The organism is Albimonas sp. (genome assembly GCF_055129145.1).
In genome coordinates this window covers 35,868-49,914 of sequence record NZ_JBSRTQ010000014.1, presented here as the reverse complement: position 1 = coordinate 49,914, position 14,047 = coordinate 35,868, and the positions used below count along the sequence as shown (strand labels likewise).

11 protein-coding genes are annotated in these 14,047 nt (G+C 70.3%); 6 read left to right on the top strand and 5 right to left on the bottom strand.

Features of this window, described 5'->3' with window-relative positions; all coding sequences use genetic code 11:
* Nucleotides 1-188, bottom strand: a 188-nt coding sequence (locus tag ACTB72_RS04385) for a hypothetical protein (protein ID WP_463035770.1), incomplete at its 3' end; no start/stop codon positions are given.
* Between the two features lie 507 nt (nt 189-695).
* On the opposite strand from ACTB72_RS04385, the gene ACTB72_RS04380 reads away from it, so the two are divergent.
* The 4 genes from ACTB72_RS04380 (at nt 696) to gyrA (ending at nt 7,532) form a co-directional block, all read left to right on the top strand.
* Complete coding sequence (locus tag ACTB72_RS04380) at nt 696-1,478, top strand: sterol desaturase family protein (RefSeq protein WP_463035769.1); 783 nt, start codon at nt 696-698, stop codon at nt 1,476-1,478.
* A complete protein-coding gene (gene speB / locus ACTB72_RS04375) occupies nt 1,475-2,437 on the top strand; it encodes an agmatinase (RefSeq protein WP_463035768.1) in 963 nt (320 codons plus the stop codon). Before ACTB72_RS04380 ends, speB begins: the two co-directional genes overlap by 4 nt.
* A 350-nt stretch (nt 2,438-2,787) precedes the next feature.
* A complete protein-coding gene (locus ACTB72_RS04370; protein WP_463035767.1) occupies nt 2,788-4,221 on the top strand; it encodes a helix-turn-helix domain-containing protein in 1,434 nt (477 codons plus the stop codon).
* Between the two features lie 557 nt (nt 4,222-4,778).
* Entirely contained in the window at nt 4,779-7,532 is a 2,754-nt protein-coding gene (gyrA, locus tag ACTB72_RS04365; protein ID WP_463035771.1) for a DNA gyrase subunit A, read from the top strand.
* Nucleotides 7,533-7,572: 40 nt separating this feature from the next.
* On the opposite strand, the gene ACTB72_RS04360 is transcribed toward gyrA, so the two are convergent.
* Nucleotides 7,573-7,767 carry a PEP-CTERM sorting domain-containing protein gene (locus tag ACTB72_RS04360; RefSeq protein ID WP_463035766.1) on the bottom strand — a complete coding sequence of 65 codons (195 nt, stop codon included), beginning with the start codon at nt 7,765-7,767 and terminating at the stop codon, nt 7,573-7,575.
* A gap of 195 nt (nt 7,768-7,962) precedes the next feature.
* Between ACTB72_RS04360 and ACTB72_RS04355 the strand changes: the two genes are divergently transcribed.
* Together ACTB72_RS04355 and trmFO are read left to right on the top strand one after the other, a co-directional pair.
* Nucleotides 7,963-8,364, top strand: a complete 402-nt coding sequence (locus ACTB72_RS04355; RefSeq protein ID WP_463035765.1) for a DoxX family protein — start codon at nt 7,963-7,965, stop codon at nt 8,362-8,364.
* Between the two features lie 61 nt (nt 8,365-8,425).
* The gene (gene trmFO / locus ACTB72_RS04350) at nt 8,426-9,787 is read left to right on the top strand and encodes a methylenetetrahydrofolate--tRNA-(uracil(54)-C(5))-methyltransferase (FADH(2)-oxidizing) TrmFO (RefSeq protein WP_463035764.1); all 1,362 of its coding nucleotides are present in this window, start codon (nt 8,426-8,428) and stop codon (nt 9,785-9,787) included.
* A gap of 1 nt (nt 9,788) precedes the next feature.
* Here trmFO and ACTB72_RS04345 read toward each other — a convergent pair whose 3' ends face one another.
* The 3 genes from ACTB72_RS04345 to cysS form a co-directional block, all read right to left on the bottom strand.
* Complete coding sequence (locus ACTB72_RS04345) at nt 9,789-10,604, bottom strand: phytoene/squalene synthase family protein (RefSeq protein ID WP_463035763.1); 816 nt, start codon at nt 10,602-10,604, stop codon at nt 9,789-9,791.
* Between the two features lie 75 nt (nt 10,605-10,679).
* Nucleotides 10,680-12,347 carry a citramalate synthase gene (gene cimA / locus ACTB72_RS04340; protein WP_463035762.1) on the bottom strand — a complete coding sequence of 556 codons (1,668 nt, stop codon included), beginning with the start codon at nt 12,345-12,347 and terminating at the stop codon, nt 10,680-10,682.
* Nucleotides 12,344-13,834: a cysteine--tRNA ligase gene (gene cysS / locus ACTB72_RS04335; RefSeq protein ID WP_463035761.1), complete on the bottom strand. Its 1,491-nt coding sequence runs from the start codon at nt 13,832-13,834 to the stop codon at nt 12,344-12,346. The genes cimA and cysS overlap by 4 nt, the downstream gene beginning before the upstream one ends.
* Nucleotides 13,835-14,047: the final 213 nt, after the last annotated feature.

Here is a 14,047-nt window from a genome sequence, read left to right as displayed (position 1 = left end):
CCGTCTGCATCCTCTTCGCCGGCCTCAGCGGTGACTTCGGACGCTGGGTCCGCATCCGGGGGCGTACCACGGGCACTCGGATCCGGCACTTCGATCTCCACCAGCCCCTGTGCCGCTGCCCGGCCAAGTTGCATCATCAGATCCGCCTCTGCCTGCACGACCCGTGGATCCGGCAGGCTCGGCGCCAAGAGAGGCACCGTCGACGAGGGCGAGGGAGGCGACGCAACGCCCAGCTGGTCGGACCAGAACACGTCCAGCCGCGGCGGCGGCTCGAGCGTCGGCCCCAACCACTGACCCCAGGCTTTCGAGCGTGCGGTGACCGACCGGCCGGACCTCCCAAGGGGGTCCGGCCTTTTCGTATCCGGGCGTCCCGATCCCGGCGAAGGAAGCCGCGCCATCTCCGGCGCGCCGGCGGCGAGGTCCCGCCCGCGCGGCCTGCGAGCGGCGGCGCGGGTCGGACCGGGGCGAGACGGCCGCGGCATGTCTCGTTCCAGCCCGCGCCGACGGCCCGACCGCCGCGCGGGCGCGCGGGCGCAGTCGGCGGGACAGCCGTCGCGCGGCTCCCGCCCCCGCCGTCGCGCGCCGGCGGCAGGCTTGCGCGCCACGTCAACCGCCAAGCGGACGCGCCGCCGCGTTGACCCCGGCCGGGCGCGGGGCTAGCCCTTGTCCGGACCTCTCCACTGAGGAAACAGGCCATGAACGATCCTCTTTTCGTCGAGTCGGGCGCGCTCGCCTTTCTCGTCGACGTCGCGATCCTGCTGGCGCTGATCTATCCGGCGAACCTGATCGCCTATTTCGGCCTCGGCTTCGCGCTCTTGCGCCTCAACGACCGCAACCCCGATCGCCGCATCCAGAAACGCCGCGACGGGCTGAAACGCGCCTTGCCCGAGATGCGCGAAAGCTGCATCTCGATCCTGGTGACCTCGACCCTGCTGGCGCTGGCGCTGACCCTGCAGGGCCACGGGATGACCCTGTGGACGCCGTGGAGCGGGATCGTCGGCATCCTCGCCGGGACCGCGCTGATGGTGGTGGGCTACGACACCTACTACTACTTCGCCCATCGCGCGCTGCATTCGAAGCCGCTCTACCGCTTCCACCAGTGGCATCACCGCTCGGTCGCGCCGACGGCGTGGAGCTCGGACAGCCAGTCGATCGGCGAGACCTTCCTGATCCAGTCCTTCCAGGTGATCGCGGTGGTCCTGCTGCCGATCCCGGCCTGGGCGCTGATCCTGCATCGGGTCTACGACCATGTGAACGGCCAGCTCGGCCATATCGGCCACGAGTATTTCGCCGACCGCACCACCCGCTTCCCCTCGCCCATGGTGTGCACGACCTACCACGATCTCCACCACGAGAAGTTCAAGTGGAATTTCGGCAACTACTTCTCGTTCTGGGACCGGGTCATGGGGACGCTGGAGCCCGATTACGACGCCCGCGTGGCGGCGCTGGAACCCAAACCGACGAGGCCGGCCGAATGAGCGATGACCTGAAGGGCTCCGCCACGGAGACCCTGGATTTCTCCGACCCCATGCAGCGTCCGCGCTTCGCGGGGATCGCCACCTTCTTCCGCCTGCCCTGGCGCGAGGATTTCGAATCCGACGCCCCGGATATCGGGGTGATCGGCGTGCCCTACGATGGCGGCGTCACCAACCGGCCGGGCGCCCGGCACGGGCCCCGCGAAGTGCGCAACCAGTCGACCCTGATGCGCCGCATCAACCAGGCGACCGGGGCGAGCCCGTTCGAGGCGGCCCGCGCCGCGGATCTGGGCGACGTCATCATCCAGAAGCCCTACGAGCTGGTCGGCGCCCATGCCGAGATCGAGGCGTTCTACCATCGCGTGGTCGGGGCCGGCATCCGGCCGCTGAGCTGCGGGGGCGACCATTCGGTGGCGCTGCCGATCCTGCGGGCGGTGGCGAAGGACCGGCCCGTGGGGCTGATCCAGATCGACGCCCATGCCGACACCGGCGACAATTACATGGGGAGCCGGTTTCACCATGGCGCACCGTTCAAGGTGGCGGCGGATGAAGGCCTGATCGATCCCAAGCGCTGCGCGCAGATCGGGATCCGCGGGTCGCTCTATGACCGGGACATGTGGAAGTTCTCCCACGAGAGCGGCATGAAGGTCGCCTATATCGAGGAGGTCGAGGCCAAGGGCTGGGCCCAGGTGATGGACGAGGCGCTGGCCTTCGTCGGGCCCGGGCCGGTCTATGTTTCGGTCGACATCGACAGCCTCGATCCGGCCTTCGCGCCCGGCACCGGCACGCCCGAGGCGGGCGGGCTGACCATGCGCGAGCTGCAGGGGATGATCCGCAAGCTGAAGGGCGTGGAGATCGTGGGGGCGGACCTGGTCGAGGTCTCGCCCCCCTTCGACGCCGGCGGGCTGACCGCGATGAACGGGGCGACGGCGATGTTCGAGCTGCTCTGCGTGATGGCTTGAGCCCGGCCTGAGGGTCTGGCGCGGACGTTTCGGGACGCGATGGCCGGGCCAGCCGCCGAGCCCGGTCTCGAGACGCTTCGAAGGCGTCGGGGAAAGCCTCGGGCCCGGCGCACCGGGCCCGGCCGAAGCGGCTGGACCGAGGCCGTCCGGCCACGGCGCGGCCGGCTGATGCCTGCATTCGAACTAATTGCTTAATACGCGAAATAGCCGCCGGAAGACGCTTTTCGTGCGCGAATCGGTATTTTGCTCCTATAGTCGCGATGGGGAGCGAAGGGTGGTTGCAGTCACCTCGCGCCCTCACTAGAGAAGCGCGCAAAGCGCCCCCTTCTGCGGGCAAGGCAGAGCAGGCGATGGATAACGAGCACACCACCGCGCTTCGCGGTTTCGACTCTTACGAGATGAAACTCGGCGATGAGCTGCGTGGTCACAGGGCGACGCTCGGCAAATCGCTGCTTGATGTGCAGCGTGAGCTTCGCATCAAAGCGGCCTATATCGACGCGATCGAAAATTGCGACGCCTCCGTGGTCCCCAACAAGGGCTTCGTGCCGGGCTATGTCCGCGCCTATGCGCGCTATCTCGGGCTCGATCCGGTGCAGGTCTACGACCGCTTCCGGGCCGAAAGCGGCTTCGTCGGGCAAAACACCGCCGGAGCCTCGCAGCCGAGGGCGTCAGGCCTTGCGAGACTGGGACTCGGCGGTCTGGGCCTGAGCGCCGGGCTCGCCGGGCTCGCCTTCGGCGGCGCGGCGTCCGGCGGCCAGGGACGCGGCACGGCCCGGCCGGGGCGCGATTCGGCGCTGTCGCGATCGCATTTCGCCATGCCGGTCGGGCGTGCGCGCCCGGTGGGCCTCGGGGTGTCGCTGTCGGACATCGTCTCGGTCGTGGTGCTGGCGGGCCTGGTCTGCGGGCTCGGCTACGGCGCCTGGGCGCTGGTCGAGGACATTCAGCGCGTCGATTTCGCCCCCTCCAACGACCGTCCGGAACTGGCCGAAGCGCCGGCCACCGTCGCCCTGCCCGGCCTCGCCGTGCAGGCCGCGACCCGGGCCTGGCCGGGCTCCGCCGCGGTGAACGGCGCCGACGACGATGCGCAAGGCGGCGACGCCATGCGGCGAGAGGCGGCGCTGGCCGAGCTCTACGCCCCGCGCGAGATCGCGCCGCCGGCCATGGCGCTGCGCGACGGACCGATCGCTGCGATCGATCCGTCGAGCAGCGGGCTCTACGCCCGAGACCCGCGCATCGAGGATCCGCGCATCGAGACCGAAGCCGAACGCACCCGTCTGGCGCTGGCCGACACCGTCGCCGGGCCCATGGCGGGCGAGGCGCATCCGACGGGCGGACTGACCGCGCCCCGGCTGGACGGACTGATCGTGAGCCCGAAGGCCGGATCGAACATCGCCGGCGCGCAGCTGGCGGCGCTGGGCGACGCGGTGCTGCCCTCGGCGGCGCCGGCGTCGGGTGGGGCGGCTCCCCAGCCGCAGGCGGGCGCGACCGGGGTCTGGCTGGTGGCGACCGATCCGGCCTGGGTGCAGGTGAAGGCGCGCGACGGCTCGATCCTGGTGCAGCGGATCATGGAGCCGGGCGAGCGCTGGGCGGCGCCGGCCGACATGACCGGGGCCCGGCTGCGGGCGGGCAATGCCGGCGGCGTGTGGATCGAGGTCGACGGCGCGCTGCACGGCCCGCTGGGCCGTGCCGGCGCGGTGGTGAAGAACGTGCCGCTCGACCCCGAGCGCATCGTCGCAGCCTGGCCCGCGACGGAACCGGCCGCGCCGGGGACGGTCGCGAACTGAAGCGCCGCGCCCCCGGTCCGCCGGGGGCCGCGCGCCGACCGCAGCGCGGGTTTCGGCCGCCCGCCCGCGTGGCCGGTCCCCACACGCCCGTCCCCACACGCCCGAAGGATGTCGGCGCATCCGACGCCGTCTCCCCGCCGCCGGCGGCAGTGCTCCTGCGCCGTTCCTGATGCGCCGCATTCGCCGGCCACGCGCCGCCCGCCATCAAGGCCATCGGCGCGACCCGATCCCCCCCGATCCGCGCCGACGCCGCCCGCCGCAAGACCCCCGCCACCGGCGCTTTCGGCGCCCGGCCGCGCGGGCGCCCCGGCGCAACCCGAGAAACAGCTCTCGCGCGGCCCGACCAGGCTCCCAAGAGGTCCGCCCGCCGTTGCTCTCGCCGCCCCCCCCGGCTACAACACCCCCAGGCAGAAAACACCCGAGCAGGCGCATCCTTGACCGATCCCACCGACCCCCCCGAGACCGGCCCCGAAGAGGGGTCCGACGGCGGCCCCGAAAACGGAGGCGGCCCGCGCCGTCCCGTCTATGACGGGCCGGTGATCGCGGTCGAGGAGGAGATGAAACGCTCCTATCTCGACTATGCGATGAGCGTGATCGTCAGCCGCGCCCTGCCCGACCTGCGCGACGGCCTCAAGCCCGTGCACCGGCGCATCCTCTACGCGATGCACGAAACCGGAAACACCTTCGACAAGTCCTACCGCAAGTCGGCCCGCCCGGTCGGCGACGTGATGGGTCAGTACCATCCCCATGGCGACCAGGCGATCTACGACGCCCTGGTGCGCATGGCGCAGACCTTCTCGATGCGGCTGCCGCTGCTCGACGGTCAGGGCAATTTCGGGTCGATGGACGGGGACAGCCCCGCGGCCATGCGCTACACCGAAGTGCGCATGGCCAAGGTCGCCCATGCCCTGCTCGACGATATCGAGAAGGATACGGTCGACTTCGTCCCGAACTACGACGGCAAGGACCGCGAGCCCTCGGTTCTGCCCGCGCGCTATCCCAACCTGCTGGTCAACGGCGGCGGCGGCATCGCGGTCGGCATGGCGACCAACATCCCGCCGCATAACCTCGGCGAGGTCATCGACGCGACGCTGGCGCTGATCGAGAACCCGGATCTCGAGATCTCGGACCTGATCGAATACATCCCCGGCCCCGATTTCCCGACCGGCGCGCTGATCCTCGGCCGCGGCGGCGCGCGCAAGGCGTATCATACCGGCCGCGGCTCGGTGCTGATGCGGGCCAAGACCCGGATCGAGGAGACGCGCAAGGACCGCTTCGCGATCATCGTCGAAGAGATCCCCTACCAGGTCAACAAGTCGACGATGATCGAGCGGATCGCCGAGCTCGCCCGCGACAAGCGGATCGAGGGCATCGCCCATGTCGCCGACGAGAGCGACCGCCAGGGCATCCGCGTGGTGATCGACCTGAAGCGCGACGCGACCCCCGAAGTCGTGCTCAACCAGCTTTACCGCTACACGCCCCTGCAGACCTCGTTCGGCTGCAACATGCTGGCGCTGAACGGCGGCCGGCCCGAGCAGCTCGACCTCAAGCAATTCCTCAGCGCCTTCATCACCTTCCGCGAGGAAGTGGTGGCGCGGCGCGCGGCGTTCGAGCTGCGCAAGGCCCGGGACCGGGCGCATGTGTTGTGCGGTCTCGCGGTGGCGGTGTCGAATGTCGACGAGGTGGTGCGCACCATCCGCTCGTCCCCCGACCCGGCCACCGCCCGCGCCCGCCTGATGGACCGCGACTGGCCGGCCCATGACATCGCGGCCTATATCAGGCTGATCGACGATCCGCTGCACAAGGTGGCGGACGACGGCACGTATCGCCTCAGCGAACTTCAGGCCCGCGCCATCCTCGACCTGCGCCTGCAGCGCCTCACCGCGCTCGGCGTCTCCGAGGTGACGGAGGAGCTGGAGGAGCTGGCGGCCAAGATCACCGACCTGCTCGACCTGCTCGCCTCGCGGCCCCGGATCATGGCGGTGATCTCGGAGGAGCTGGCCGCGGTCCGCGACGAGTTCGCCACCCCCCGCCGCACCCAGTTCGTCGACTATGACGGCGACATGGACGACGAGGACCTGATCGAGCGTGAGGACATGGTGGTGACCATCACCGCCCAGGGCTACATCAAGCGCACGCCGCTCGAGGATTTCCGCGCCCAGGCGCGCGGCGGCAAGGGCCTCAGTGGGATGAGCACCAAGGACGAGGACGTGGTGACGACGCTCTTCGTCGCCAACACCCACACGCCGCTCCTGATCTTCACCACCGACGGCATGGTCTACAAGCTCAAGACCTGGCAGCTGCCCTCGGGCGGCCGCAACGCGCGCGGCAAGGCCATCGTCAACGTGCTGCCGATCGCGCCGGGGACCGGGATCGCGGCGGTGATGCCGGTGAACAAGCCCGAGGACGAGTGGGAGAGCCTGCAGATCGTCTTCGCCACGTCCGCCGGCGACGTTCGGCGCAACGCGCTGTCGGACTTCACCAACGTCAAGCGCAACGGCAAGATCGCCATGCGCCTGCCGGTCGCCGAGGACGGCAAGGGCGTCAGCCTGGTGCGCGCCCATATCTGCGACGAGACCTACGACGTGTTCCTGCTGACCGCGCTCGGCAAGGCGATCCGCTTCCCGGTGCCGGAGGTCCGCGTGTTCAAGGGCCGCGAATCCACCGGCGTGCGCGGGATCCGGCTGGCCGAGGGCGATGCGGTGGTCTCGATGGCGGTGCTTCGCCATTTCGACGCCTCGCCCGAGGAACGCGCCGGCTTCATCAAGTGGAAGCGCGCGACCGCCCAGACCGACGGCGCCGAGCCGGAGGAGGAGACGGACGAGGAGCCGGTCGACGCCGTGGTGAACCCCGAGCGGATCACCGAGATGTCGGCGGCCGAAGAGATCATCCTCACCATCACCGCGCGCGGTCAGGGGAAGCTGTCGTCTTCGATGGATTATCCCACCCGCGGTCGCGGCGGCCAGGGCGTGTTCGCCATGGACCGGGCGATGCGCGGCGGCCCGGTCGTGGCGGCCTTCCCGGTCAATATGGACGACCAGATCATGCTGGCGACCGACAAGGGCCAGTCGATCCGCTGCCCGGTGGCGGGGATCTCGCTGCGCTCGCGCTCGGCCGGCGGGGTGAAGGTGCTGAACGCGGCGGCCGATGAGACGGTCGTCTCCGTGGCCTGGATCGCCGACGATGGCGAAGCGCCCGACGCGCCGCCCGAGACGCCCGGCGCCGTTCCGGAGGCGGGGGGCCCTGATCTGGGCGGCCCGGATGCGGGCGATGCGCCGCCGGACGCGCCCGAGAACGGGACCGAAGACTGAGGTCTGGAATGGGGCGCCCGAATGGGCGCCCCTTCTGCATTCAGGCCGCGGGCCTCCGCGCCCGGCGTCGTCTCATCGTGGTCAGAACCGCAAGCCCCCCGGCCAGAAGCCCCAGCGGCGCGGGCGCCGGGACCGCCGGGACCTTCGGGCCCGTGCGCGCTGCGCGATGCCGAGCATTCGGCTCGCTCGTCGAGGCGGGACCGGTCTTTTGGGAGGCGGATCGACGCGGCCCCATGCCGGGCGAAAGCCGGAAGGCCGGGAATTCGGCGCCGCCTCAGATCCAGAAGGTCGTTTCCGTCGCCGGCAGGATCACGGTATCGGAAACGAAGGCTTTCGCATCCGCGGACTTCCCATCGCGGGACTTCGACCGATATGCCGACCAGACGGCGATCCGACCCCGGACGCCACGCCTGTCGAAGGACCCATCGCCATGATCTTCAACCTGCCCTGGCTTGCGCCCATCGCGCGCGTGCTGCTCGCCCTGATCTTCATCCTCGCCGGCTTCTCCAAGCTGATGGATCCCGCCGGAACCGCGGCCTACATGGAAAGCGGCGGCGTGCCGGGCATCCTGGTCTGGCCGACGATCCTGGTCGAGCTCGGCGGCGGCCTGATGGTGGCGCTCGGCCTTTATGCGCGGCCCGCGGCGCTGGCGCTGGCCGGCTTCTCGATCCTGTCGGGGATCCTGTTCCACTACCTGCCCGCCCAGTCGTTGGAGGGCTACGAGGCGATGGGTCAGATGATCAATTTCCAGAAGAACATCGGCCTCGCCGGCGGCATGCTGCTGCTGGTCGCGATGGGCCCGGGCGCCTATGCGGTGACGCCGGGGCGGTGACACCGCAACCGGCGCGCTTGCCGCTTGCCCCCTCGCCCCGCGGTCCTGTAAACCGCGGGGCATGACAGACCCCATCCATATCATCGGCGGCGGCATGGCCGGCTCCGAGGCCGCCTGGCAGGCGGCCTCGCTGGGCGTGCCCGTCATCCTGCACGAGATGCGTCCGGTGCGCGGCACCGACGCGCACAAGACCGAGGCGCTGGCCGAAATGGTCTGCTCCAACTCCTTCCGCTCCGACGACGACGAGACCAACGCGGTCGGGCTGCTGCATTGGGAAATGCGCCAGGCCGGCGGGTTGATCATGGAGATGGGGGACCGGCATGCCCTGCCCGCCGGCGGCGCCCTGGCGGTGGACCGGGACCTGTTCTCGGCCGACGTCACCGCGCGGCTGGAGGCGCATCCGCTGGTGACCATCGAGCGGGGGGAAGTGGCGGGGCTGCCGCCCGAAGACTGGTCCTCGGTGATCGTGGCGACCGGGCCGCTGACCTCGCCGGCGCTGGCCGAGGCGGTGCGCGGGCTGACCGGCGAGGACGGGCTGGCGTTTTTCGACGCCATCGCGCCCATCGTCTATTTCGACTCCGTGGACCTTTCGAAGGCGTGGTTCCAGTCGCGCTATGACAAGGGCGAGACGGAGGAGGAGCGGACCGCCTATCTGAACTGCCCGATGGACCGCGCGCAATACGAGGCCTTCATCGACGCGCTTCTGGCCGCCGAGAAGACCGAGTTCAAGGAATGGGAAGGCACGCCCTATTTCGAGGCCTGCCTGCCGATCGAGGTGATGGCCGAGCGCGGGCGCGAGACGCTGCGCTATGGCCCGCTGAAGCCGGTGGGGCTGACCAATCCGCATGATCCGACGGTGAAAGCCCATGCGGTGGTGCAGCTTCGCCGCGATAACGCGCTGGGAACGCTCTATAATATCGTCGGCTTCCAGACCAAGATGAAATACGGCGCGCAGGCCGACGTGTTCAGGAGCATTCCGGGGCTGGAGGGGGCGCGGTTCGCGCGGCTCGGCGGCATCCATCGGAATACTTTCCTGAACGCGCCCAAGGTGTTGGACGGCGAGATGCGGCTGCGGGCCGATCCGCGGCTGCGCTTCGCCGGCCAGGTCACCGGGGTCGAGGGCTATGTGGAGAGCGCGGCGATGGGGCTGCTCGCCGGACGGCTGGCGGCGGCGGAGCGCCTGGGCGGCAAACTGCCCGCGCCCCCCGTCACCACGGCCATCGGGGCGCTGCTCAACCACATCACCGGGGGCGCGGAGGCGGCGAGCTTCCAGCCGATGAACGTCAATTTCGGCCTGTTCCCGCCGCTCGACGGGGCCAAGGGCGGACGGCGCGGCAAGCGGGACCGGGCGAAGCTGTATTCGGACCGGGCCAAGGCCGACTGGCTGGACTGGCTTGGAAACAAGGCCGAAGCCGCGGCCTGAGCTACCAGCGGCCCGTGAGCACACGGGCCGCGAGCCCGGCCCGGCGGCGGAATTCCGACGGCGGGACCTGCCCGAACACCTCGAAGCCCGGTCGGGCGGCGGGGCGCAGGGTTTCTTCAGCCCGGAAGGCGGCGAAAAGCGCCGGGGTCGCCTTCGGGTCCACCCGACGGGCGCGGGCGGTCTTCAGGCGGGCGAGCGCGTCTTCCGCGATGTCTTTCAACGATTTGCGCAGGGTTTCGGGGGTTTTCCCCTCGGCCAGCGTGTTGCGCTCCAACGCCTCGTCGGTCGGGATCGGGTCGCCGCCGCGCGCGTAGAGCGCCGGCAGCGCCCGGATCAGCGCGGCGGCGCCGGCGGCGTGGCCGGCCTCGCGGGCGGCGCGGTCGGTCTCTTCATCCACCGCGCCCAGAGCCAGCGACGCCAGACGCATCAACCCGGCGGCGGTCCCGTCGAGATAGGCGTCGAAGAGCGCGCGGTCGGCGAAGGCGGGGCCGTGGGGATCGTAGGATCGGGCGTCGAACAGGGCCTCGAACAGATCGCGCGGCAGGTCGGCGGCCTCGATGGCCTCGGCCAGCGGCAGCGCCACTTCATGGCGGCGCGGCGGGCGACCCGCGAAGATCTCGTCGAGGGCGTCGCGCCACCATTGCAGGCGGATCTCGGCCAGCGCGGGCTCGGACACCACCGAGGGGATGCGCGCGATCTCCAGGTTGAAGGCGTAAAGCGCGTGGAGGCGGGGCGCGAGCGGTCCCGCCAGCCGCGCGGTCGCCCAGCGGTCGCGGTCGTGATCGTGGACGAGGGCGGCGCAGGCTTCGGCGGTCATCGGCGCCTCATTCGGATTCTTGGTGCGGCGCGCCCCGCCCTCTCCCGCGGCGGGAAAGGGCGGAGCGTTCGGGCCTCAGGCGGCGGGGACGGAGGCGGCGGGCGCCCTTCCCGGGATCGCCGCGGCGTCGGCGTCGTCGCGGATCAGCTTCCAGGTGATCGCGTCGAGCAGGGCCTGGAAGCTGGCGTCCACGATGTTGGGCGAAACGCCGACCGTGGACCAGCGCCGGCCCTCGGCGTCGGTGGAGTCGATGAGCACGCGGGTCACGGCCTCGGTCCCGCCCGAGGTGATGCGGACCTTGAAATCGACCAGCTTCATGTCCTGGATATAGGACTGGTAGCGGCCGAGATCCTTGGCGAGCGCCTTCGAGAGCGCGTTGACCGGGCCGTGATCGGCCTCCGCGGCGTCGTCGCGGCTCTCGGAGACCGACAGCAGCCGCTCCCCGTCCACCACGCAGACCACCACGGCCTCGGAGACGGTGATCGCCTCGCCCCGCGCGTTGATCCGCTTTTCGACGGTGACCCGGTAGCGCTCGATGTCGAAGAAGCGCGGCAGCAGGCCGAGCTCCCGCCGGGCGAGGAGCTCGAACGACGCCTGGGCACCGTCATAGGCGTAGCCCTGGTCCTCGCGCCGCTTCACCTCGTCGAGGATGTGGGCGAGACGGTCGTCTCCCTTCGCCACCGAGATGCCCATGTCGATCAGGCGGGAGCGGAGGTTGGACTGGCCGGCCTGGTTGGACATCGGCACCACGCGCTCGTTGCCCACGACCTCGGGCGGGACATGCTCGTAGGTCTTGGGGTCCTTGAGGATGGCGGAGGCGTGCAGGCCGGCTTTGTGGGTGAAGGCGGCGGAGCCGACATAGGGCGCATGGCGGTTGGGGGCGCGGTTCAGGATCTCGTCCAGCATCTTCGAGAGGCGGGCGAGTTTGGGCAGGTCGGTCACCTTCACGTTGGTCTGGAAGCGGTCCTTGTAGGGGGCTTTCAGCAGCAGCGTGGGGATCAGCGAGGTGAGGTTGGCGTTGCCGCAGCGCTCGCCCAACCCGTTCAACGTGCCCTGGATCTGGCGGGCGCCGGCGTCGATGGCGGCGAGGCTGCCGGCGACGGCCATGCCGGTGTCGTCATGGCAGTGGATGCCGACTTGGCGGCCCGGGATGCGGGCGCAGACCTTTGCGACGATCTCGCCGATTTCCGCCGGCAGCGTGCCGCCATTGGTGTCGCAGAGGACCACCCAACGCGCCCCGCCCTCCAGCGCCGCGTCGAGGCAGGACATGGCGTAGTCGGGATTGGCCTTGTAGCCGTCGAAGAAGTGCTCGGCGTCGAGCAGCGCCTCGCGGCCCATCGCGGTCAGATGGGCGAAGCTGTCGCGGATGGCGTCGCGGTTTTCGGAGAGCTCGACGCCGAGCGCGGTGCGCACATGGTAGTCGTAGGCCTTGCCGACGAGGCAGACGGTGGAGGTGCCGGCGTTGATGACCGCAGCCAGCACGTCGTCGTTTTCAGCGGATCGGCCGACCCGCTTGGTCATGCCGAAGGCGGTGAAGGCGGCGCGGGCGAGGCGGGGGGGCCTGGCGAAGAAGTCCGAATCCGTCGGGTTCGCGCCGGGCCAGCCGCCTTCGACATAGTCGAGGCCCAGCGCGTCGAGGGCGCGGGCGATGCGGGTCTTGTCCTCGGCCGAGAAATCCACGCCGGCGGTCTGCTGGCCGTCGCGCAGCGTGGTGTCGAAGAGACTGAGCGCTTCCCGGGTCATTTCAGGTCCTCCAGGCGGGTCCTGTCGAAAGCGGCGCCGCGCTCGGCGGTGGTGCCGGATTTGGTGGTCTGGACGACGAGGCCTGCGCCGTCGAGCAGCGCGCGGATGCGGTCGGCCTCGGCGTAGTCCTTGGCGGCGCGGGCGGCGTCGAGCCGGCCGCAGGCGGCGTCGATGATCGTGTCGTCGGAGGCGAGGTCGTCGCCCTGCCCGGTTTCGGCCGCGGCTTCGAGGCCGAGCGAGAAGCCCAGCCAGCGCGCGGTTTCGACCACCGGGCGGATCAGTTCGAAATCGGTTTCGGCCGGATTGATCGCTTCGGAGGCCAGCGCGTGCAGGGCGGCGAGGGCGCCGTGGGTGTCGAGGTCGTCATTCAGCCGCTCCAGCACGGACGCGTGCGGGATCAGCGCGGCGGGGGCGATCATCGCGGCGCGGCGATAGCGTTCGGCCAGGCGGTTGAGGCGGGTGACGGCGGCGCGGGCCTGCTCCACCCGGTCCTCTGTCCAGTCGAGCTCGTCGCGATAATGGGCGTTGAGCAGGATGTAGCGGATGACGTCGCCCGACATCTCGGCCCGCTTGTCCTGGACCGTGAAGAAATTGCCCAGCGATTTCGACATCTTGCGGCCGTCGACGCGGATCATGCCGTTGTGCAGCCAGATCTCGGCGAAGCCATGGCCGGGGTCGGCGCAGCAGGACTGGGCGCGCTCGTTCTCGTGATGCGGAAAGAGCAGGTCGGAGCCGCCGCCGTGGATGTCGAAATCGGTCCCCAGCAGGGCCTTGGCCATGGCGGAGCACTCGATATGCCAACCCGGACGGCCGCGGCCCCAGGGGGAGGGCCAGCCGGGCTGCGCGTCGGTCGACGGCTTCCACAGCACGAAATCCATGGGGTGTTTCTTGTAGGGCGCGACCTCGACGCGGGCGCCGGCGAGCATGTCTTCGGTGTCGCGACCCGAGAGCGCGCCGTATTCGGAGTAGGAATCGACGTCGAAAAGCACATGGCCCTCGGCCTCGTAGGCGTGGCCGTTGGCGATCAACGTCGCGATCATCTCGACCATTTCGCCGATATAGGCGGTGGCGCGGGGCTCGTCATCGGGCAGCGCCACGCCCAGCGCCGCCATGTCCTCGTGATACCAGCCGATGGTCTCCTCGGTGACGCGGGCGATGGCGTCGAGGGGGGCAAGGTCGGGGTAACGCTCGGCGGCGCGGTCGTTGATCTTGTCCTCGACGTCGGTGAAGTTGCGCACGAAGCGGACCTGGCCCGGATAGGTCAGGTTCAGCAGGCGGACGAGGACGTCGAAGACCACGGCGGGGCGGGCGTTGCCGATATGGGCGCGGTCGTAGACGGTGGGGCCGCAGAGATAGACGCCGACGCGGCGCTCGGGGTCCGGAATGGGGTCGGGGGCGCGCCAGTCGCGGGGAATGAACGCCGACAGGTCGCCGGTCGCGGAGTTCCGCAGGCGGATCGGGTGGCTGTCTTTGATCGGGGCGTTCATTTTTGGCTCGGCCTTCACAGAATGGGTCGCAGGCGGGCGCCGCGGGCGGGCCGGTCGACTTTTCCTGGGAATGGGAAAGGCAGAGCGCCGCCGCGGACAGGTGTCAGCGGGTAATGCAGATCCGGAGGATGATGCAGATCGGGGCGGTCATGCGCGGGCTTATGCCGGGTTCGGGGCCGCGTGGCAAGAGCGGGTTGCGGTGGCGGCGGGCGA